Annotated in this window: 20 protein-coding genes; 16 read left to right on the top strand and 4 right to left on the bottom strand. The window is 61.2% G+C overall.

Annotated features, from left to right (window positions below; all coding sequences use genetic code 11):
• The first annotated feature begins 104 nt into the window (after window positions 1–104).
• Window positions 105–1,070, top strand: coding sequence for a DUF3080 family protein (locus ACESMZ_RS01975; RefSeq protein ID WP_372972125.1), 966 nt, complete (start codon window positions 105–107; stop codon window positions 1,068–1,070).
• A gap of 18 nt (window positions 1,071–1,088) precedes the next feature.
• Here the strand turns inward: ACESMZ_RS01975 and ACESMZ_RS01980 are convergent, their stop codons facing one another.
• From ACESMZ_RS01980 to arsC, 4 genes are read right to left on the bottom strand one after another with little or no spacing between them, the layout of a single operon-like run.
• Complete coding sequence (locus ACESMZ_RS01980; RefSeq protein ID WP_372956420.1) at window positions 1,089–2,867, bottom strand: GspE/PulE family protein; 1,779 nt, start codon at window positions 2,865–2,867, stop codon at window positions 1,089–1,091.
• A 15-nt stretch (window positions 2,868–2,882) separates the two neighbouring features.
• Entirely contained in the window at window positions 2,883–3,233 is a 351-nt protein-coding gene (locus tag ACESMZ_RS01985) for a DUF2069 domain-containing protein (RefSeq protein ID WP_372956421.1), read from the bottom strand.
• A 40-nt stretch (window positions 3,234–3,273) separates the two neighbouring features.
• A complete protein-coding gene (gene wrbA, locus ACESMZ_RS01990; RefSeq protein WP_372956422.1) occupies window positions 3,274–3,876 on the bottom strand; it encodes an NAD(P)H:quinone oxidoreductase in 603 nt (200 codons plus the stop codon).
• 38 nt (window positions 3,877–3,914) lie between these two features.
• On the bottom strand, window positions 3,915–4,271 hold the full coding sequence (gene arsC / locus ACESMZ_RS01995) for an arsenate reductase (glutaredoxin) (RefSeq protein ID WP_372956423.1): 357 nt from the start codon (window positions 4,269–4,271) through the stop codon (window positions 3,915–3,917).
• 107 nt (window positions 4,272–4,378) lie between these two features.
• Between arsC and ACESMZ_RS02000 the strand changes: the two genes are divergently transcribed.
• The 15 genes from ACESMZ_RS02000 (at window position 4,379) to ACESMZ_RS02070 (ending at window position 21,124) form a co-directional block, all read left to right on the top strand.
• Entirely contained in the window at window positions 4,379–4,849 is a 471-nt protein-coding gene (locus ACESMZ_RS02000; RefSeq protein WP_372956424.1) for a TlpA family protein disulfide reductase, read from the top strand.
• Window positions 4,850–4,914: 65 nt separating this feature from the next.
• A complete protein-coding gene (dnaE, locus tag ACESMZ_RS02005; protein WP_372972126.1) occupies window positions 4,915–8,397 on the top strand; it encodes a DNA polymerase III subunit alpha in 3,483 nt (1,160 codons plus the stop codon).
• A gap of 197 nt (window positions 8,398–8,594) precedes the next feature.
• The gene (gene accA / locus ACESMZ_RS02010) at window positions 8,595–9,548 is read left to right on the top strand and encodes an acetyl-CoA carboxylase carboxyl transferase subunit alpha (RefSeq protein WP_372956426.1); all 954 of its coding nucleotides are present in this window, start codon (window positions 8,595–8,597) and stop codon (window positions 9,546–9,548) included.
• Entirely contained in the window at window positions 9,532–10,860 is a 1,329-nt protein-coding gene (gene tilS / locus ACESMZ_RS02015) for a tRNA lysidine(34) synthetase TilS (RefSeq protein ID WP_372956427.1), read from the top strand. The genes accA and tilS overlap by 17 nt, the downstream gene beginning before the upstream one ends.
• A gap of 104 nt (window positions 10,861–10,964) precedes the next feature.
• Window positions 10,965–12,590: a CTP synthase gene (locus ACESMZ_RS02020; RefSeq protein ID WP_372956428.1), complete on the top strand. Its 1,626-nt coding sequence runs from the start codon at window positions 10,965–10,967 to the stop codon at window positions 12,588–12,590.
• Window positions 12,591–12,625: 35 nt separating this feature from the next.
• Complete coding sequence (gene kdsA, locus ACESMZ_RS02025; protein ID WP_372956429.1) at window positions 12,626–13,471, top strand: 3-deoxy-8-phosphooctulonate synthase; 846 nt, start codon at window positions 12,626–12,628, stop codon at window positions 13,469–13,471.
• Between the two features lie 70 nt (window positions 13,472–13,541).
• Window positions 13,542–14,837: a phosphopyruvate hydratase gene (gene eno / locus ACESMZ_RS02030; RefSeq protein ID WP_372956430.1), complete on the top strand. Its 1,296-nt coding sequence runs from the start codon at window positions 13,542–13,544 to the stop codon at window positions 14,835–14,837.
• 140 nt (window positions 14,838–14,977) lie between these two features.
• The gene (locus tag ACESMZ_RS02035) at window positions 14,978–15,250 is read left to right on the top strand and encodes a septum formation initiator family protein (RefSeq protein ID WP_372956431.1); all 273 of its coding nucleotides are present in this window, start codon (window positions 14,978–14,980) and stop codon (window positions 15,248–15,250) included.
• A gap of 27 nt (window positions 15,251–15,277) precedes the next feature.
• The gene (gene ispD / locus ACESMZ_RS02040) at window positions 15,278–15,988 is read left to right on the top strand and encodes a 2-C-methyl-D-erythritol 4-phosphate cytidylyltransferase (protein WP_372956432.1); all 711 of its coding nucleotides are present in this window, start codon (window positions 15,278–15,280) and stop codon (window positions 15,986–15,988) included.
• 23 nt (window positions 15,989–16,011) lie between these two features.
• Window positions 16,012–16,491: a 2-C-methyl-D-erythritol 2,4-cyclodiphosphate synthase gene (gene ispF, locus ACESMZ_RS02045; RefSeq protein WP_372956433.1), complete on the top strand. Its 480-nt coding sequence runs from the start codon at window positions 16,012–16,014 to the stop codon at window positions 16,489–16,491.
• Window positions 16,488–17,534, top strand: a complete 1,047-nt coding sequence (truD, locus tag ACESMZ_RS02050; RefSeq protein ID WP_372956434.1) for a tRNA pseudouridine(13) synthase TruD — start codon at window positions 16,488–16,490, stop codon at window positions 17,532–17,534. Before ispF ends, truD begins: the two co-directional genes overlap by 4 nt.
• Before the next feature lie 143 nt (window positions 17,535–17,677).
• Entirely contained in the window at window positions 17,678–18,427 is a 750-nt protein-coding gene (gene surE, locus ACESMZ_RS02055; protein WP_372956435.1) for a 5'/3'-nucleotidase SurE, read from the top strand.
• The gene (locus ACESMZ_RS02060; RefSeq protein WP_372956436.1) at window positions 18,427–19,080 is read left to right on the top strand and encodes a protein-L-isoaspartate(D-aspartate) O-methyltransferase; all 654 of its coding nucleotides are present in this window, start codon (window positions 18,427–18,429) and stop codon (window positions 19,078–19,080) included. Before surE ends, ACESMZ_RS02060 begins: the two co-directional genes overlap by 1 nt.
• Before the next feature lie 38 nt (window positions 19,081–19,118).
• The gene (locus tag ACESMZ_RS02065; protein ID WP_372956476.1) at window positions 19,119–20,033 is read left to right on the top strand and encodes a DUF368 domain-containing protein; all 915 of its coding nucleotides are present in this window, start codon (window positions 19,119–19,121) and stop codon (window positions 20,031–20,033) included.
• A 320-nt stretch (window positions 20,034–20,353) separates the two neighbouring features.
• The gene (locus tag ACESMZ_RS02070; protein WP_372956437.1) at window positions 20,354–21,124 is read left to right on the top strand and encodes a peptidoglycan DD-metalloendopeptidase family protein; all 771 of its coding nucleotides are present in this window, start codon (window positions 20,354–20,356) and stop codon (window positions 21,122–21,124) included.
• The last annotated feature ends 235 nt before the right edge of the window (window positions 21,125–21,359 follow it).

Here is a 21,359-nt window from a genome sequence, read left to right on the forward strand (position 1 = left end):
AGCCCGGTACGTGCGCTGTGACCGGAACGGCCAGCCTCCGCCTCCTTACCCTCACATTGTTTGCGATGCTGTCTGGCTGTAACCCCTTCAGTGCCCCGGAATCCATGATGGATGAGTACGTCGAGCGTACCGCCCGGGTCCTCGATCAGCCTTACGAGCTGAGTGCGATTCCGGCCACGGAACCTCTGCCAAGGCGTCGGGACCGGGTGCTGGAGATGCCGGAAGTGGAACTGGGCATACTGGACTTTCTCTCCCTGTTTGGTTGCGAGCTGCAGGTGGTGGCCGGTGAGCGGGCGTCTATTCTGGGCCGGGTAATGCAGCCGGCCAATCGCCTGCGTTATGAAGTGCGCTTTATTGAGGCGGCGGAGGACTGCCTGCCGGTAATGGATGACGGTGAGCTCAAGGATGAGGTGTCTGAAGCGGTTGCGAATAAACGTGAGTCGCTGCCGGTAGCGGTCTGGAACGCCACCTGGGGCGTGGAGGAAGTGGAGCGCCTGTTTACCCGTACCGAGGGACTGTATCCCCTGGAGCCGGAACCCGGCACCGGCAACCTGGCCGCCGACCTGAACACCCTGAATGCCATGCTGTCGCCCTTGTTGGAAGGTGAGACAGGCACCCAACTGGCCGGACTTGGCGACATCCACCAGCAGTGGCAGGCTCACCAGGCTCCCGGCCAGCTCATTGTAACGGCCCGGATGCTGATTACCCGCCTGGACGACGCCAGCGACGTCATCGAATCCCGGCTAAAGGACCGGCCCCTGTGCCTGGACGGCAGGCCCAATAATCAGTCTGAGGTTGTTCAGGGCATGTTTTTCAGCGTTTTCATCGAGCGGGTCCAGCCGTACCTGGCCCGGGTCCGCCGGGGCCGGGATGACATCATTCGCCCGCTGGCGGTCCTCGCGGAGCGGCAGCGGAACGTCATGCCAGAGGCCTTTGAAGACTGGTATGCCCGCCATCTGAAAGTGGAAGGCGACGACTCGCTGTGGGCCGAGCTGGACGCCAGCCAGCAGCGCCATATCGAGTTATGGCAGCAGCAACTGGAGGAGTGTGGGCTTCGTCCGGGTGCCTGAATCGGCTGCGGAGCTGCGTTACCGCTGACTCTCCGGAGTAACCCGCATTACTTCCTCTATTGTGGTCAGCCCGGCGGCGACCTTCTGCGCGCCACTGAGGCGCAATGACTTCATGCCATCCTTATAGGCGTCCAGCCGCAGTTGTTCCAGTTCGCAGCGGTCGTTGACCTGGCTGGCGATGGAGCGGGACAGGCCCAGAATTTCGTAGACGCCGGCCCTGCCCAGGTAGCCGGTGTCGCGACATTCCAGGCAGCCCATCGGCTGGTAGATGCGTTTGGGGGCCGGGGCTTTCCAGGGACGGGTCAGGCTGGCCCAGGCATCGTCTTCCACTGCGGTTGGTTTCTTGCAGTGGGGGCACAACAGCCTTACCAGGCGCTGGGCCATGGCCCCAATGACCGTGGCGCGGATCAGGTAGGGGGGAATGCCCAGTTCCAGCAGCCGGGTGAAGGCGCTGGGCGCATCATTGGTGTGCAGGGTGGACAGCACCAGGTGGCCGGTGAGGGCAGCCTGTACGGCCATTTCGGCGGTTTCCAGGTCACGGATCTCGCCAATCATGATGATGTCCGGGTCCTGGCGCAGCAGGGCACGCACGCCGGAGGCAAAGGTCAGGTCGATATTATGCTGCACCTGCATCTGGTTGAAGGCCGGTTCCACCATTTCGATGGGGTCCTCGATGGTGCAGATGTTCAGGTCTGGCGACGCCAGCTGTTTCAGCGTGGAATAGAGGGTCGTGGTCTTGCCCGAGCCGGTGGGCCCTGTGACCAGAACGATACCATGGGGGCGACCGGTCATGGCGTGCCAGCGCTCCTGGTCCTCCACCGAGAAGCCCAGCTGCTCGAAGCTTTTCAACAGCACTTCCGGGTCGAAAATCCGCAGCACCATTTTTTCGCCAAACGCCGTGGGCATGGTGGCCAGGCGCAGCTCCACCTCACTGTTATCCGGCTTGCGGGTCTTGATGCGACCGTCCTGGGGGCGGCGCTTTTCCGCCACGTTCAGGCGCCCGAGGATTTTCAGGCGGCTGGTAACGGCCACACCCACCTGCTCGGGAAATTCGTAGACGCTGTGCAGCACCCCGTCAATACGGAAGCGTACCCGCGTGACTTCTCTCCGGGGCTCGATATGAATATCACTGGCACGCTGTTCGAAGGCGTACTGCAGCAGCCAGTCGACGATCTTCACCACATGCTGGTCATTGGCATCGTGACTGGTGCCCTGGCCCAGGTCGAGCAGCTGTTCGAAGTTGTGCAGGTTGCCCCCGGCACGGCCTTGCTGCCCGCCGGCCTTGCTCACCGAGCTGGCCAGCTGGTAGAACTCAACGGTGTAGCGGCGGATGGACTCCGGGTTGGCAACGACCCGTTTCAGTGGACGTTGCAGCACATGGCGCAGGTTGGCTTCCCAGTCCGCCTTGAACGGCTCCGCGCTGGCGATCACCGCTTCCTGGTCCGTGAGTTCCACAGCGAGGATGTGATGACGCTGGGCGAAGGCATAGGACATGGCCCGGGCGATAGCTGGAGCGTCGATCTTCAGCGGATCAATGTGGTAGTACGCCTGACCTGACCATTCCGCCAGCCACCGGGTGAGCCGTTCCAGGTCCAGGGTGCGCCCATCCCGAAGGCTGGTGAGGCCGGCAATGGCAATCACTTCCAGCGGGTGACGGCTACGGGACTCCGCGCCCAGGTTTGCGGCGAGCACACGCTCCGCATCTTCCCGGTTGATTTCACCGGTGTCCGCCAGGGCGTTGCAGAGCTCCCGCAGAGTCAGGGTGTGGTCCGGAGGGTAATTGGTGAAAGCCATCATGCCTCTCCCGGCCCGTCAGGGACGGTTGGTTTTCAGGTGAATCATGGCAACGGTGAACAGCGCGAAGGTCAGCACCGCCATGAACACCGGAACTGGTTGGCCCTCGCTGAGCCAGGCGGTGACCACGGCCTGGGTAAAATAGAAAATCACCACGAAGCTCATCCAGATATAACCGCGGTTATGGCCGCGGAAAATCACCCAGGCAAAGGGCACCAGGGGCAGGAGCTTGACCGTGAGCATCAGTATCACGGAAACATCTTCCACCGGGGACGGCCAGAAGGTGGTGATTACCAGCATGACCAGCAACAGGGAATAGAGGCCAGCTGTAATGGTCCGGGTGGTCTTGGCGTTTTCAGAGTACAGCATGAACGTTCCTGAACAGGTGATTTTGAGTGGATACGGTGGGTCAGTCGCCGAGTTTGACGGCTAACCGGGCCAGGCGTTCACCAAAGGTCTGGCAAATGGTCTTTTCATGGTCACTGACCTTGCCGCCGGCGTTGCTCTCGCCCCAGTGGGACGGTCCATAGGGGGTACCGCCGGAGCGGGTCTCCGACAGGGCCTTCTCGGAATAAGGCACCCCGCACAGGACCATGCCATGGTGTAGTAATGGCACCATCATGGTCAGCAAAGTGGATTCCTGGCCGCCGTGGAGGCTGCCAGTGGAGGTGAAGGCGCCAGCAGGGCGGCCTGTCAGGGCGCCGCTTAGCCAGAGATCACCGGTGGTATCCAGAAAGTACTTCAGCGGAGCCGCCATATTGCCGAATCGGGTGGGGCTGCCGATGGCCAGACCGGCACAGCCTGCCAGGTCGTCCTTAGTGGCCCAGGGCGCGCCTTCATCGGGCACCGCCGGCTGCGAGGCGTCGGTATCCGGCGACACCGGCGGCACTGCGCGGATTCGTGCGGTCATGCCGTCCACCCGGGCCACGCCCCGGGCGATCTGGCTGGCCAGCGCCGCCGTGTGTCCGGTCCGGCTGTAATAGAGAATCAGTATGTAGGGCTGTTCGGACATAGGGTTTTCCCGGGTTGGAGGCGGATGGCGGGGTGGGTTCAGAGAATATCGAGCACATTCTCTGGCGGCCGGCCCATGGCGGCCTTGCCGTTATGGGTAACTACCGGGCGCTCGATCAGCTTCGGGTGGTCGCTTAATGCCTGCAGCAGTGCCCGGTCGTCCAGCTCAGGGTTGTCCAGCCCCAGTTCCTTGTATTCACTTTCCTTTACCCGGATGATATCCCGCACTGAGCACCCCATGGTCGTGACCAGTTCCGCCAGCTCGTCGGCGGTTGGCGGTGTTTCCAGGTATTTTATGATCTGCGGTTCGATTCCTTTTTCTTCCAGCAGGGCCAGGGTCTGGCGGGACTTGGAGCAACGGGGATTATGGTAGATTCGGGTCGGTTGGTCGGCCATGTCGGTCTCGCTGGTTCTGCCAATGAATGATCAGGGGTCGGGCGGCCGTCGGTGCGTCAGGCTGCCGGACCCGGTTCGCGGGCGGTACAAGTCTATCAGGAGGTGCCATGGGGAAGTACCCTGTTATGGTTGTGATGGCGTGTGCAACGCTGCTGGTGGGCTGCGGCGAGTCGGTCACATCGTCTGGTTCATCTGCCCCGGAATTTTCTACGGCATCCGGTGACCCGCTGCCCTGGGACACCCTCAGGGGAGAGTGGGTGCTGGTCAACTACTGGGCCGAATGGTGCAAGCCCTGCCTTGAAGAGATCCCGGAACTGAACGAGGTCGATGGCCTTGAGAAGGTCACTGTACTTGGCGTGAACTACGACGGGGTAGCCGGTGAGGCGCTGGTTGAACTTGGTGAACGCATGGGCATTGGCTTCACCATGCTGGCGCAGGATCCCGCCCCGCAGCTGGGCTGGGAGGTGCCCGCCGGCTTGCCCGCTACTTTTGTGGTGGCGCCCGATGGTTCCCTCAGTGAGACCCTGATGGGCGCGCAGACCGAGGCGGAGCTCAAGGCGGCCGTCGGGCAGGACTGAGGCGTCCCTTTCAGGTAGAATCCTGACTTCAGAATTGACCAGCACCAGGCGGGAATACACGATCCATGAGCAGCAACTTTGTCCATCTCCGCGTCCACTCCGAGTACTCCATGGTGGACGGCCTTATCCGGGTGAAGCCGCTGATCAACCGGGTAAAGGAACTGGGCATGCCGGCGGTGGGCCTCACCGAGCAGTCCAACATGTGCTCCCTGGTACGCTTCTACAAGGCAGCCATGGGTGCCGGCATCAAGCCGATCCCCGGCGCGGATCTCTGGCTGGAAAACCCGGATGAACCGGACAATCCCTTCCGGCTGACCCTGCTGGCCCGCAATCAGAAAGGCTATCTCAACCTCACCGAGATCATCTCCCTCGGCTATACCGAAGGTCAGCGCTACGGCAAGCCCATTATTACCCGGAAGTGGCTGGAGTCCCGCCCTGAAGGGCTGATCGCGCTGTCCGGCGCGAAGATGGGGGATGTGGGCAAGGCCATCCTGGCCGGCAAGCCGGAGCTGGCCCGTGAGCGGCTGGGGTACTGGATGAATCTGTACCCGGGCAGTTACTACCTGGAGCTCCAGCGCACTGGCCGGGCCGGCGACGAAGATTGCGTCCATGGCAATGTGGAGCTGGCACTGGAAACCGGCTGCCCGGTGGTGGCCACCAATGACGTTCACTTCCTGGACCAGGAAGATTTCGAGGCCCACGAGGCCCGGGTCTGTATCGGTGAGAGTCGTACCCTGGCCGACCCCCGGCGGGAGCGCCGCTTCAGCGACCAGCAATACCTGCGCAGCGCTGACGAAATGGCGGAGCTGTTCGAAGACATCCCCGAGGCGATCGAAAACACTATCGAGATTGCCCGCCGCTGCAGCGTACCGGTGCGTATGGGGGAGTATTTCCTCCCCAACTATCCGATCCCCGATGGCATGACCATGGACGAATTCTTTCGCAAGGTGTCGGAGGAAGGTCTGGAAGATCGCCTGGCAACGATTCTCAGCCCGGATGATCCGGAGTACGACGAGAAGCGGGCCGCCTACTACAAGCGGCTGAACTTCGAGCTGGATATCATCATTCAGATGGGGTTCCCCGGCTACTTCCTGATCGTGATGGACTTCATCAAATGGGCCAAGAATAACGGCGTACCGGTGGGGCCGGGCCGGGGTTCCGGTGCCGGCTCGCTGGTGGCCTACGCGCTGCTGATCACCGACTTGGATCCGCTGCAGTATGACCTGCTGTTCGAGCGATTTCTGAACCCGGAGCGGGTTTCCATGCCTGACTTCGACGTCGACTTCTGCATGGAAGGCCGCGACCGGGTGATCGACTATGTGGCCGACAAGTACGGCCGAGAAGCGGTCTCCCAGATTATTACCTTCGGTACCATGGCCGCCAAGGCGGTGGTGCGGGACGTGGCCCGTGTGCAGGGCAAGTCCTACGGCCTGGCGGATCGCCTTTCCAAGATGATTCCCTTCGAAGTGGGCATGACCCTGGAGAAGGCGGTGGAACAGGAGGAACAGCTCCGTGACTTCCTGGACCAGGACGAGGAAGCCCAGGAAATCTGGGAAATGGCCCTCAAGCTTGAAGGGGTCTGCCGGAACGCTGGCAAGCACGCCGGTGGCGTGGTGATTGCACCCACCAAGATTACCGATTTCTCGCCGCTGTACTGTGATGACGAAGGCGGCAGCCTGGTGACCCAGTTCGACAAGGGCGATGTGGAAGACGCCGGCCTGGTGAAGTTCGACTTTCTTGGGCTGCGTACGCTTACCATCATCGACTGGGCCCTGAAGATGATCAACCCGCGCCGGGAAAAGCGGGGCGAACCGGAGCTGGATATCAACGACATCCCGCTGGATGATGTGCCCTCTTTCACTCTGCTGAAAAAGGCTGAAACCACGGCGGTTTTCCAGCTGGAATCCCGGGGCATGAAGGACTTGATCCGCCGGCTGCAGCCGGACTCGCTGGAAGACATGATCGCCCTGGTGGCACTCTTCCGGCCGGGGCCCCTGCAGTCTGGCATGGTGGATGACTTCATCGACCGGAAGCATGGTCGTCAGCCCATGTCCTTTCCCCATCCGGATTATCAGTATGAAGGCCTGAAGCCGGTCCTGGAGCCCACCTATGGGGTCATCCTGTACCAGGAGCAGGTCATGCAGATCGCCCAGGTGATGGCGGGTTATACCCTGGGTGGCGCGGACATGTTGCGCCGGGCCATGGGCAAGAAAAAACCGGAGGAAATGGCCAAGCAGAAGGCCATTTTCCTGGATGGTTGCGCCAATAATGGCATCGACAAGACCCTGGCCGAGAACATCTTCGACCTGGTGGAAAAATTTGCCGGCTACGGCTTCAACAAGTCCCACTCGGCGGCCTACGCCCTGGTGTCCTACCAGACCCTGTGGCTGAAAGCCCATTACCCGGCGGAGTTCATGGCGGCGGTACTCACTGCCGATATGCAGAACACCGACAAGGTGGTGACCCTGGTGGAAGAGTGCCGGGCCATGGGGCTGGACCTGGTGCTGCCGGATGTAAGCACGTCGGAATATACCTTCACGGTCAACGATGAAGGTCAGGTTGTCTATGGCCTGGGTGCCATCAAGGGGCTGGGTGAAGGTCCCATCCAGAGTATCGTGGAAGCCCGGCGGGAAGGCGGTCCCTATAAGGACCTGTTCGATTTCTGTTGCCGTGTGGATCTGAAAAAGGTCAACAAGCGAGCCCTCGAAGCGCTGATCCGGGCGGGCGCCGTGGACAAGCTCGGACCCGGTCGGGCACAAATGATGGCCAGTATCGACAAGGCCATACAGCAGGCTGGTCAGCAGTCCCGTAATGAGTCGGCTGGCATGACCGATATGTTTGGTGACCTGCTTGGCGGTGATGAGGGTGTGGACCCGTTCGCGGACGTGGCCAATGTGCGGGAATGGCCGGAGAAAGAGCGCCTGAAAGGCGAGAAGGATACCCTTGGCCTCTATCTGACCGGGCATCCCTTTGATGAATACGAGAAGGAGGTGCGCCGTTTCGTGCGCTCGGCCATCGCCGACCTGCAGCCGTCCCGTTCACCCCAGCGGGTCGCCGGTCTGATTGTGGCCCAGCGCACCATGAAGACCCGTACCGGCTCCACCATGTGCTTTGTAACCCTGGATGACCGCAGCGGCCGTATCGAGGCCACCCTGTTCTCGGAGGCCTTTAACGAGAATCGTGAGCTGTTGCAGTCGGACCAGGTGATTGTGCTGGAAGGCCAGGTCAGCCACGATGACTATTCGGGCCAGATGAAAATGCGGGTGAGCTCGGTGATGGACGTGGCCACTGCGCGCCAGTCCTTCAGTCGTGGCCTGCAACTGAAGCTGGATGCCGGGCAGCTGCAGAACGGCCTGCTGGACAAGCTGGACAGTACGCTCAGGCCCTTCCGCAACCAGGGCAGCCCGGTGTGGATCGAATACCAGGGCGAAGGCGCCAGCACCCGTATCGAGCTGGGGGAAAACTGGCGGGTACAGCCGGATGACAATCTCCTGCTGGAGCTGCGATACCTGGTGGGGGATAACCGGGTAGAACTGGTCTATGATTGAGTAACGTTCCATCTGGCTGACCGGCAAACCGGATGGTTCGTCAGGCCAGGTCACATTAATACCAAGGTCCGCTTTTTTACAAAGCTTTGCATTGGTATCTTTAGGTAAAATTTGAACCTGCTGCCCCTTCTCCTGGCAATGAGCATCTGGCCATCGGAGAGACAGGCGGCGGAACAGACACAAGTTGATGGAATACCATGAACCCTAATTACCTGGACTTCGAACAGCCAATTGCCGACCTGGAAGCCAAGATCGAAGAGCTTCGTCTGGTAGGCAATGACACCGAAATCAATATCACTGATGAAATCAACCGGCTGCGTAACAAGAGCATCAGCCTGACCGAGAGTATCTTCTCGGACCTCGCTTCCTGGGATGTTGCCCGGCTTGCCCGTCATCCGCGCCGGCCCTACACCCTCGACTACATTGACATGATGTTCGACGATTTCGACGAGCTGCATGGTGACCGCGCCTACGCCGATGATCTCTCCATTGTGGGCGGCACGGCGCGGCTGGACAACCAGCCGGTGATGGTGATTGGTCACCAGAAAGGCCGTGAGGTCCGGGACAAGGTTCGTCGCAACTTTGGCATGCCCCGTCCGGAGGGTTACCGCAAGGCCATGCGCCTGATGGAGCTGGCCGAACGTTTCCGTATGCCGGTTCTGACCTTTATTGACACCCCCGGCGCCTACCCGGGTATTGGTGCCGAGGAGCGGGGCCAGAGTGAGGCCATCGCCCGCAACCTGGCCGTCATGTCACGCCTGAAGACGCCGATTCTGTCTACTGTGGTGGGCGAGGGTGGTTCCGGTGGTGCGCTGGCGATCGGTGTTTGTGATCACCTGTATATGCTCCAGTACTCGACCTATGCCGTGATTTCCCCCGAGGGCTGTGCCTCCATCCTCTGGAAGAGCGCGGACTATGCTTCCCAGGCGGCCGAGGCCATGGGTGTTACCGCCCAGCGGCTCAAGGAGCTGGGAGTGGCGGACACTGTGGTGAAGGAACCCCTGGGCGGTGCCCATCGTGATCCGCAGAAGATGGCAGACGCCCTCCGGGAAGAACTGCTCAAGGGCCTGCACGAATACGGCAGCCTCAGCCAGGATGAGCTGGTGGCCCGCCGCTATGAGCGCCTGACCCGCTATGACACCGGGCGGTAACCACCGCCCGGACGCACTCTTTCCGGAACTGCTCGCGCCGCTGAAGGCGCTGAAGGTCACCGGTCGTATCCGGGTCGCCCTCTCCGGCGGCCTGGATTCCATGGTCCTGCTTCATCTTGCCCACCGGGTTTTTGGCCGAGGCGCCTGCCTTCTTTCCGCCATCCACGTTAACCACCAGCTGCAACCCGCTGCAAAAGACTTCGTATCGGTGTCCACTGCTGCCTGTCAGGCGCTTGGTATCCCCCTGGAGGTGGTGCCAGTGCGCATCGGCGCCGTCGGCAACAGTTTGGAAACCGCCGCCCGCGACGCCCGCTACCAGGTTTTCGCTGAACGACTGGCCGCCGGGGACGTGCTGCTGATGGCCCACCATGGCGATGACCAGATGGAAACGCTGCTGTTCCGTTTTCTTCGCGGCACCGGCATTCGGGGGCTCGGTGGCATCCCGGCCGAGCGCCCCCTGGGGAAGGGGCGCCTGGTTCGACCGCTGCTGCGTGTGAGTCGTGAATGCCTGCGCCGCCAGGCGTTGGCCGCCGGTATCTGTTGGCAGGAAGATCCCACCAACGAGATCACCGACGTGGACCGCAATTTTCTCCGTCACCGGGTTATCCCGGTGCTCGCCGAGCGATGGCCCGGGCTGGACCAGCGCCTGGAAGCCACCGCACGGGCCAGTCGCGAAGCGCAGGAACTGGCCGACATGCTGGCCAGTATGCATTTTGAAATGCTGGCGGAGGGGCCTCACCGGTTGCGCGTGAAAGGCCTGGCGGAACTTCCGTTATCGGCGCAAAGAAACCTGCTGCGGTGGTGGCTGGGTGACGATGCGGGGCGCCGGCTCTCGGACCAGGCGTTAAGTGACCTGCTGAAGGCTGGCCCTGACGCCATGCCGGAAATCCCTGGCAGGCGATTTGCCCTGCGTCGTTTCCGGGGCCATATTTACCGGGTTGCACTGACGCCGCAACCGGTCGCTCCGGACCAGGTGCTTGTGCCAGGGCAGAGTGTGCGCGATGGCGATTTCGTTGTCCGCCTGCGGGCCGGGCAAGCGGTCAGTGAAGGGGAGCAATACACACTCACCCACCGGCGAGGCGGAGAGCGTTTCCGGGTGCGCGCTGGCGGCCCGTCGCGGCCCCTGAAAAAATGGCTTCAGGAACAGGGCGTGCCGCCCTGGGAGCGACAACACCTGCCACTGATCTTCCGGGGCGATGAGTTGGTGGCGGTGGGAGATCTCTGGCTGTCACCGGAATCCGGAGGCGCCGCAGAAGGCGACAGGTGGCTGGACATACGACGGGGGGAGGGCGGCACCTGCAACAGTAAATAGCAGGCTGTCCGGATTGAGCAGTGGGGGGCTTTCTGGTAATCTGGCGTCCCATCTTGAGATGACAATCTCCCTCCTTTACTGAACCTGATAATCACGGAATCTGCATGACGCGTTATATTTTCGTCACCGGCGGTGTTGTGTCCTCATTGGGGAAAGGGATCGCGTCTGCCTCCCTGGCGGCCATCCTTGAAGCCCGTGGCCTGAAGGTCACCATTCTCAAGCTGGACCCCTATATCAATGTGGACCCGGGCACCATGAGCCCGTTCCAGCACGGTGAGGTCTTCGTGACCGAAGACGGTGCAGAGACCGATCTGGACCTGGGGCACTACGAGCGCTTTATCCGTACCCCCATGACCCGTCGCAATAACTTCACCACCGGCCGGGTCTACGAAGAAGTCATTCGCAAGGAGCGTCGGGGTGATTACCTGGGCGGCACCGTACAGGTGATTCCCCACATTACCGATGAGATCAAGCGCCGGGTGGTAGAGGGTGCGGCCGGGGTTGATGTGGCCCTGGTGGAAATCGGCGGCACCGTGGGTGATATCGAATCCCTGCCGTTCCTGGAGGCCTGCCGTCAACTCAAGGTGGAAGTGGGACCGACGCGGGCGCTGTTCATGCACCTGACCCTGGTGCCCTATATTGCCACCGCCGGCGAAATCAAGACCAAGCCCACCCAGCATTCCGTGAAAGAGATGCGCTCCATCGGCCTGCAGCCGGATATCCTGCTGTGCCGGTCCGAGCATGAAGTGGACGCTAGCTCCCGCCGCAAGATTGCCCTGTTTACCAACGTGGAAGAGCGGGCCGTTATTCCGTTGCAGGATGCCAAATCCATCTACGCGATTCCGCGCATGCTCCACGGCTTTGGCCTGGACCAGCTGATCATCGAACGCTTCGGCCTTAAGGCCGGCGAGGCGGATCTGGGTGAGTGGGATGCGGTAGTTGATGCCATCATCAACCCGCAGCAGGAGATCACCATTGCCATGGTGGGCAAGTACATGGAGTTGCTCGACGCCTACAAGTCCTTGATCGAATCCCTGCTCCATGCCGGTATCAAGACCCGCACCAAGGTCAACATCGAGTACATCGACTCCGAGGATATCGAGCATAACGGCACCGGTGTACTGGAAAAGGCAGACGCGATCCTGGTGCCCGGCGGCTTCGGTGAGCGGGGCGTGGAAGGCAAGATCCGCACGGTACAGTATGCCCGTGAGAACAAGGTACCTTACCTGGGCATCTGCCTGGGTATGCAGGTGGCGGTCATCGAGTACGCCCGCCATGTGGCCGGGCTGGAAGGTGCCCACTCCACCGAATTCCGTGAGAATTCCCCTGCGCCGGTAGTTGGCCTGATCACCGAGTGGCTGGATGCCAGCGGCAAGCGGGAAGAGCGCACCGAGGAATCCGATATCGGCGGTACCATGCGCCTTGGCGCCCAGGACTGCGTGCTTACCGAAGGCTCTACCATAAGCCAGTGTTACGGCAAGTCGGTGATTCGCGAACGTCACCGCCATCGTTATGAAGTGAACAACCACTTTGTACCTCAGCTGGAACAGGCTGGCCTGCGCGTTGCCGGCCGTTCCACCGATGGCAAGCTGGTGGAAGTGGTGGAAGTGCCCAACCATCCCTGGTTTGTGGCCTGTCAGTTCCACCCGGAGTTCACATCCACGCCCCGTGATGGCCATCCGCTGTTTACCGGCTTTGTGGAGGCTGCCCTGAACCACGCCGGGCGCTGATTGCCCGGCCATAATCCGACAAGGACATCGCGGCCATGGCCCAACCGACTCTCAACGTTGCTGACCTGACCATCGCAAACGAACAGCCGTTTGTGCTGTTCGGTGGCATGAATGTACTCGAATCCCGGGAGCTGGCCCTTGAAGTGGCCGAGGCCTACGTCGACGTCACCCGTCGGCTGGGTATTCCCTATGTATTCAAGGCGTCGTTCGACAAGGCCAACCGGTCCTCCATAAACTCCTTCCGCGGGCCAGGCCTCGAAGCGGGGCTGCAGCTGCTGGCGGACATCAAGGACAAGTACGGGGTGCCGGTGATTTCCGATGTTCACGAGCCCTGGCAGGCGGAACCCGCCGCCGAGGTGTGCGACATCATCCAGCTACCGGCCTTCCTCAGCCGTCAGACCGACCTGGTGGTGGCCATGGCCAGGACCGGTGCGGTCATCAATATCAAAAAGGCCCAGTTCCTGGCGCCCCGGGAGATGTCCCATATCATCCGCAAGTGCGAGGAAGCCGGTAATGACCGGGTCATTCTCTGTGAACGGGGCACCAGCTTCGGTTACAACAACCTCGTGGTGGACATGCTCGGTTTCCGTCAGATGAAAGACCTGGGTGTGCCGGTATTGTTCGACGTAACCCATGCCCTGCAGATGCCGGGTGGCCGGGCGGACTCTGCTGGCGGCCGCCGTGCCCAGGTGGGGGACCTGGCCCTGGCGGGTATGTCCCAGGGGCTGGCCGGCCTGTTCCTGGAAGCGCACCCGGACCCGGACAAGGCGCTTTGCGACGGCCCCTGTGCCCTGCGCCTGAGCCAGCTGGAGCCTTTCCTGAAGCAGGTGAAGGCCATGGACGAGCTCGTCAAGGGTTTCGCACCCCTTGATACGGCCTGAGGTTGCCCCGGCAACGCCATGAATTGTGGAATGTTTCTTCAAGTCAGACACTATCCGGAGATAGAAAAGCATGACCAAGATCGCTGATATCAAGGCCCGTGAGGTCCTGGATTCCCGCGGCAACCCGACGGTTGAAGCCGATGTCATTCTCGAGGATGGCACCCTGGGCCGGGCCTGCGCCCCTTCCGGCGCTTCCACTGGCTCCCGGGAGGCCCTGGAGCTCCGTGACCAGGACAAGGGCCGGTATCTGGGCAAGGGTGTCACCAAGGCCGTAGCAGCGGTGAACGGTGATATCCGTAATGCCCTGGTGGGCAAGGACAGCGCGGATCAGCGTTCCCTGGACCAGATCATGATTGACCTGGACGGCACCGATAACAAGGCCAACCTGGGTGCCAATGCCATCCTCGCGGTGTCCCTGGCTGCCGCGAAGGCGGCCGCCACGTCCCTGGGCAAGCCGCTGTATGAGCACATTGCCGACGTCAACGGCACCGCCGGCCGGTACTCCATGCCGGTACCCATGATGAATATCCTCAATGGCGGCGAGCACGCCGACAACAATGTGGATATCCAGGAGTTCATGGTGCAGCCGGTTGCCGCGAAGAGCTTCTCGGAAGCCCTGCGCATTGGTGCGGAAATCTTCCACAGCCTCAAGAAGGTACTCAAGAGCCAGGGCCTGAATACCGCGGTAGGTGACGAGGGCGGTTTTGCCCCCAACCTGCCTTCAAACGAGGCCGCGCTCGCTGCCATCAAGGAAGCCGTAGAGGGTGCCGGCTACAAGCTGGGCACCGATGTGACCCTGGCCCTGGATTGTGCCTCCTCGGAGTTCTACCGGGATGGCCAATACCAGTTGTCCGGTGAGGGCAAGAGCTTCGATTCTGCCGGCTTTGCCGATTACCTGGCGGGTCTGTGTGAGCGCTTCCCCATTGTCTCCATCGAGGACGGTATGGACGAAGGCGACTGGGATGGCTGGAAAGTGCTGACCGACAAGCTCGGCAGCAAGGTGCAGCTGGTGGGTGATGACCTGTTTGTGACCAACACCCGCATCCTCAAGGAAGGTATCGAGAAGGGCATTGCCAACTCCATCCTGATCAAGTTCAATCAGATCGGTAGCCTGTCTGAGACCCTGGATGCTATCCGGATGGCCCAGGACGCCGGTTATACAGCGGTAATTTCCCACCGCTCCGGCGAGACCGAGGACACCACCATTGCCGATCTGGCCGTGGCGACCTGTGCCGGCCAGATCAAGACCGGTTCCCTTTGCCGCTCCGATCGTGTAGCCAAGTACAACCAGCTGCTGCGCATTGAAGAGGCACTGGGTGGCAAGGCGCCGTACCGGGGCCTGATGGAAATCAAGGGCCAGGGCTGACAGGCCTGTCTGCCAGTCCGTGCATCACGACGCGGACTGGGCTAGACTCTGGAAGCCGGTCGTCGGGGCCGATTCGCGAACCTGAACCGACGGCTGGCATCGTGGTCTTCCACGAAATAATGGAATAATGGAATCGTTTCATGAAAGTGCTCTGGTCCGTCATGGTGATACTGATTGTCCTGCTGCAGGTTCGCCTGTGGGTGGGAGAAGGCAGTTACGCCCAGGTCTGGAGTCTGAGCGAAACCATCGCTGAACAGCGGGCTGAGAACGCAAAGCTCGCAGCCCGTAACGAGCGACTGTACGCCGAGGTCCGCAACCTGGGTTCCGGGCAAGGGGCTGTCGAAGAGCGCGCCCGCAAGAATCTGGGCCTGATTCACCGTGATGAAACCTTCTTCCTGGTCGTGGAGCCCTGAGTTCCTGACCATTGCTGTAGCCACCCTATGAGTGCCCACCGTTTCTGGCTTGTCGTACCTGCTGCCGGGATAGGCCAGCGCATGCGGGCTGACCTGCCCAAACAGTATCTGCCCCTGAATGGTCGCTTTGTGTTGGATGTAACGCTTGGGCGGCTATTGTCCTGCGGTCCCTGGGCAGGGTGTGTGGTCCCCCTCCACAGGGATGATCAGTGGTGGCATACCAGCGCGAGTGCCAGTGATGCCCGGATAGAGTCGTGCCCTGGTGGCGCCGAGCGCGCCGATTCCGTACTCGCTGCCCTGCACCACCTGGAGGGCCGGGCCGCGGCAGGGGACTGGGTATTGGTTCATGACGTGGCCCGCCCCTGTGTGCACCAGGAGGACATCGCCCGGCTCAGGTCCGCCCTGGCGGATGACACCTGTGGCGGGTTGCTGGCGGCGCCGGTTTCCGACACCGTCAAGGAGGTGGCACCGGGGTCGGACCAGGTACTGGCTACCCGTGACCGGAAGCGCCTGTGGCGGGCCTTCACACCCCAGATGTTCCGTTATGGTGATCTGGTTGCGGCCCTGCAGCAGGGGATCCGCGAGCACCCGGACGGGATTACCGATGAAGCGTCGGCCATGGAACTGGCGGGCTGGCACCCCCGGGTGGTGGCGGCGCGCACCGACAATATCAAGATAACCGTTCCTGAAGACCTGGTACTGGCTGAGTTTATCCTTGCCCGCCAGGCTGCGGGATGAAACCTTTTTCAACAGGCGGCGTTATGCGAATAGGTCAGGGTTTCGATGTCCACGCGTTCTGCGAGGGGTCGGAAATTATTATCGGCGGTGTACACATTCCCCATGACCGGGCGCTGAAAGCCCACTCTGACGGAGACGTCTTGCTCCATGCAGTAGCTGACGCGCTGCTGGGCGCAGCCGCCCTGGGCGATATTGGTCACCTGTTCCCGGATACCAGTGACGAGTGGGCCGGCGCTGACAGCCGGGTGTTGCTTCGTGAGGTACGGCGACAGATCACTGAAAGGGGGCTCGGTGTGGTTAATGTGGACAGTACCATTATCGCGCAGTCGCCGAAGATGGCGCCCCATGTGGCCGCCATGCGCCAGCATATCGCTGAGGACCTGGGTATTCCCATGGACCGGGTCAGCGTCAAGGCCACCACCACCGAAAGGCTCGGCTTTACCGGACGGGGCGAAGGCATTGCCTGCCAGGCCGTCTGTCTGCTGGATGACGTTGGCGCATGAGTCGTTGGCGGCTGGACTGGCCCTGGCCTGATGGCGATGCGGCGGGTACCGGGGTGCTCAAATCCTGCCCGGAGGATTTCCGGGTAACGGAACTTCTGGAAACCGGCGGACCGGTTCTTGAGCTTGATCCTGAGGCCCTGCCAGGGCAGCTTTCCGTGCCGGGAGAGGGCGAGCATCTGCTGATCTACCTGGAGAAAACCGGCGACAACACGCCCTGGGTGGCCAGCGAACTGGGCAAGCTGGCGGGGTGCGGTAACCGTGGTGTGGGTTACTGCGGCCTCAAGGACCGGCACGCCGTGACCCGTCAATGGTTCAGCGTGCAGCGCCCCGGGCTGGAAGGGGGCGATGCTGATTTCCTGCAGGGTGTACAACAAAGTCATGGACAGTGGCGGGTACTGGCCGTTGTTCGCAGGGGCCGCAAACTGCGTACCGGCGAGCACCAGGCCAACCGGTTCGACGTCCGCCTGCGTGAACTGACCGGTGACCCCCGGCTCATCACTGCAAGACTGGAAAACCTCCATCAGCGTGGCTGTCCCAACTATTTTGGTCTCCAGCGCTTTGGCCATGAAGGGGGTAACCTTGACCGGGCGATCGCCATGACCGGGCAGGCCCGTCGCAAGCGCCGGGGTTCACGGGGGGCGCCGGATCGTGAGGGGCTCTACTTTTCTGCCGCGCGCTCCTGGCTGTTCAATGAAGTGCTGGCAGAGCGGGTTGCTCAGGGCAACTGGGATGAAATGCTTGAAGGCGAGCCAGCACCAGAACCCACAGGCCCCCTCTGGGGCGACGGCGGAACCCGCGCCACCGGTCTGCAGGAGGGCCTCGAGCGTGCAGTGGTGGCGCGTCATCCCGAAGTGGCCCGGGTGTTTGCCAATACCCGCATGGCTCCGGACAGGCGCCCTCTAAGACTTCTGCCTGCTGACCTTGACTGGTCCTTCCCGGAGGCCGGAGATGGCCGCTGGCTGGATTTATCGTTCAGCCTGGCGCCCGGGCAATATGCGACCACCCTGCTGTCGTCTGTTATTGCAATTGGCCCTTTCAACTGAGCCCCGACGTTATTCTGACGCCGGGACTTGCCAGAATTTCCGCACCATGACAGAAATAACCGGCTTTATCCGTTAGAATTCTTCATCGCTTGTAAAAATGGCGGGGCCCTGCCGCCGGGACATATTCGGAGAGACTGGAAATCGTGCGTATCTTGCTGTCGAACGATGATGGGGTGCATTCCCCGGGGCTGGTAGCCCTGCACGCCGGCCTGGAAGGGTTGGCCGAGCTGGAAGTGGTTGCCCCGGACCGGGACCACAGCGGTGCCAGCAATTCCCTGACCCTGAACCGTCCGCTGACCGTAGAGCGGCATCCGGGTGGCTTCCACTCCGTGGATGGCACGCCTACAGACTGTGTACACCTGGCGGTCAACGGGCTGTTTGAGGAGCCCTTCGACCGGGTTATTTCCGGAATCAATACCCATGCAAACCTGGGCGATGACATCATCTATTCCGGTACGGTGGCTGCGGCCACTGAAGGGCGTCACCTGGGGCTGCCTGCCATTGCTGTATCGCTGGTCAACGATGGTCATTTCCATTATGAGACCGCGGCCCGGGTGGTACGCATGCTGCTGGAGCGTGAAGACTGGCCCGACCTGGGCGGGCGCTGCATTCTCAACGTCAATGTACCGGACGTTCCCTGGGAAAAGATTGCCGGCTTCCGGGTCACCCGTCTGGGGCACCGCGCCCGGGCCGAGGGTGCGGTCCCCATGACCTGCCCGCGGGGCAAGTCCCGCTACTGGATCGGGGCTGCAGGCGAGGGTGCCGACGCCGGGGCGGGAACAGACTTCCATGCGATCAGCCAGAACTACGTTTCCATTACGCCTGTCCATATTGATATGACCAGGCATGATGCCCTGTCATCGTTAAGGCACTGGGTGGAGGCCGGACGCTGATGGTCGCCATCGATGGAATCGGAATGACCTCCCGGCGCACCCGACTGCGGCTGATTCAACGTCTTCGTGAGGCAGGTATCCGGGATGAACGGGTGCTCGGAGTAATGGAGGAGATACCCCGTCACATCTTTCTGGACGAGGCCCTGGCCCACCGGGCCTATGAGGATACGGCACTGCCCATTGGCTATAGCCAGACCCTGTCCCAGCCGTACATTGTTGCCAGGATGACCGAGGTATTGATGAGCGCCAGCCCGAAAAAGGTGCTGGAGCTTGGCACCGGGTCCGGTTACCAAACCGCCATTCTCGCCCGTCTGTGCGACGAAGTGTACAGCGTTGAACGCATCAAGCCCTTGCAGGACAAGGCCCGGGAGCGTATGCACCTGCTGCGGCTGCGAAATGTCATGCTTCGCCTGGCGGAAGGGCCCATGGGCTGGCCGGAGCAAGCACCCTACGATGGCATCATCGTTACCGCGGCCCCCAGGGTGGTCCCCCGGGAGCTGCTGGATCAGCTGGCGGATGGCGGTGTGATGGTGATCCCCGTGGGTGAGGAGCAACAGATGCTGGTCAGGATCACCAGGGATGGCGACCAGTTCCATACCGAAGAAATAGAGCCGGTCCGCTTTGTTCCCCTGCTGGGAGGCGTGATTCGGTGAAAGGATTCCAGCAATATGCCGGCATCTTTCTCCGGGGCATGGCCATGGGGGCGGCAGATGTGGTGCCGGGGGTATCCGGGGGCACGGTCGCGTTTATCACGGGTATCTACTTTCGCCTGCTTGGAGCGATTGCGGCGGTACCTTCCGCGGCATTCAGTGATCTGTTGCGGGGGCGGCTCCGTCGCTTCTGGAATCAGATTGATGGCACTTTCCTGGTCGTTCTGCTAACCGGTATCGTGGCAAGTATCGCCACCCTTGCCAACATCATAACCTGGGCCCTGGAGACCTATCCGGTCGCCCTGTGGAGTTTCTTTTTCGGGCTGATTCTTGCGTCGGTTTGGCATGTATGGGGTCAGATGAACGCGCCCAGCCGCTGGCTGGTGATTCCCGTCGGCGTGGGAGCCGCATTCGCCTGGTGGGTAACCACCCTCTCTGCCGGCCAGGTTGACCCGGGTGCCCTGATCTTTTTCCTGTCGGGTGCTGTAGCCATTTGCGCCATGATACTGCCCGGTCTGTCGGGAAGCTTCATCCTTCTGGTGCTGGGCATGTACACCCCGGTGCTGGCGGCGGTGAGGGAACTGGACCTGGCGATCATTGGTTTGTTCATGGCAGGCTGCGTGTTGGGCCTGTTGAGTTTTGCCCGCTTGCTGGGGTTCGCGCTGCGCAAGGCCCACGATACCGTTTTGGCGGTGCTGACCGGCTTCATGATTGGCGCCCTGAATCGTGTATGGCCGTGGCAGGAAGTGCTGGGCTGGCGAACGGACAGCAGCGGCGCCCGGGTGCCGCTGGAGCAGGTGAGTGTGTCGCCGATACGCTACGCTGAGGTGAGCGGCGAACCGGCGCAGGTACCGGTGGCCCTTGTTGCCGTCGCGCTCGGGCTCGGGGTTGTGCTCGCCGGAGAGTGGTTTGCAGGCCGTTCGGCCCGTGCCGAAGCAGTAACAGGCGAGGGGTGACAGCAGAGGCGGTTTCAGCGGTGTTTGTTACTGGACGGTATTGTGAGATTAATCACAACCGCGTTGCGATGAATGTTACTTTTTGAGGGTTGGATTGTTTCCTGAGGTAACAACCGATTTTTTCCGGTAACCGGATATGTGCATAAAAGATGCAATAAATTAGTGGGTTAGGGGATCGATCGGTAATCCATGTTAAGCTGAGAAGATAATTTTGAGATAAAAACGATATCAATATATCCGTGAATTATACCTCCAGTCAGTCCAGTGCGGGTTCCGCCCCCCGTTTTCCGATCCATTCTGGCCGGCAACGACTAGTTCTTTTGCTGTTACTTTCCCTGCTGGTACTACCTTCCCTTGTTGGTTGTAACACCTCGGCCATCTATGGCGACAGTGCCTACAATCCCCCGGTTTACTGGGGGCGGCACGTGGTTGAGCGGGGTGAGACCCTCTATAGTATTGCCTGGCGTTATGGCCGGGACTATCGGGAACTGGGCGATGCCAACAGTATCGATCCCCCTTACCGTATCCACCCTGGTCAGGTCATCCGCCTTGATCTTCGGGGTGAGGTGCCTGCCGGCGCCCCAAAGCTGGCGTCGTCACCACAGGCACCCCGCAAGGCCGCCCCGCCGAAGCCGGCACCCAAACCCCAGCCCGCACCAAAGGTGACCCGCAAGCCGGATACCAGCGTGGACGTCTCCCGGCAGACCCAGACGGTTTCCAATATTAACTGGCGCTGGCCACACGTTGGTACGGTAATTGCAAAATTCTCTACATCCGGAAAAGTCAACAAAGGCATTGATATTGCCGGAAATTCCGGAGACCCGGTAAAGGCCGCAGCTGATGGCAGCGTGGTCTACGCCGGAAATGGGCTGTTGGGTTACGGTAACCTGATTATTATTAATCACAACGAGCACTATCTTAGCGCCTATGCCCATAATCGGCGCATACTGGTGGAGGAAGGGCAGGACGTGAAGCAGGGTGAGACCATTGCTGAACTTGGCAGTACCGGTACGGATGGCAACAAGCTTCACTTTGAGATACGCAGGAACGGCAATCCGGTTGACCCGATGCCCTATCTGCCACGACGCTGACAGCCGCCAGGACAACCGAAAACCGGTAAAAATGAAGCAGGGAGGCGTAAAAACTACAATTCGAAAACACATTGTCATCAGACCGACGTCGAACTCGGATAATAAGAAGAAACGAGCCGGTCAGTCGTTACCCGGCTGGCCATAAAACAGAAATGACCTGAATCGCAAGTAAAAAAGGAACTGGGCCCACTACAAGAAAAAACGTGGGTTATACATCCGGCAAGTGCCCGGGGAC

Origin of the sequence: Marinobacter sp., from assembly GCF_041690615.1 — a bacterium.
Lineage (GTDB): Bacteria > Pseudomonadota > Gammaproteobacteria > Pseudomonadales > Oleiphilaceae > Marinobacter.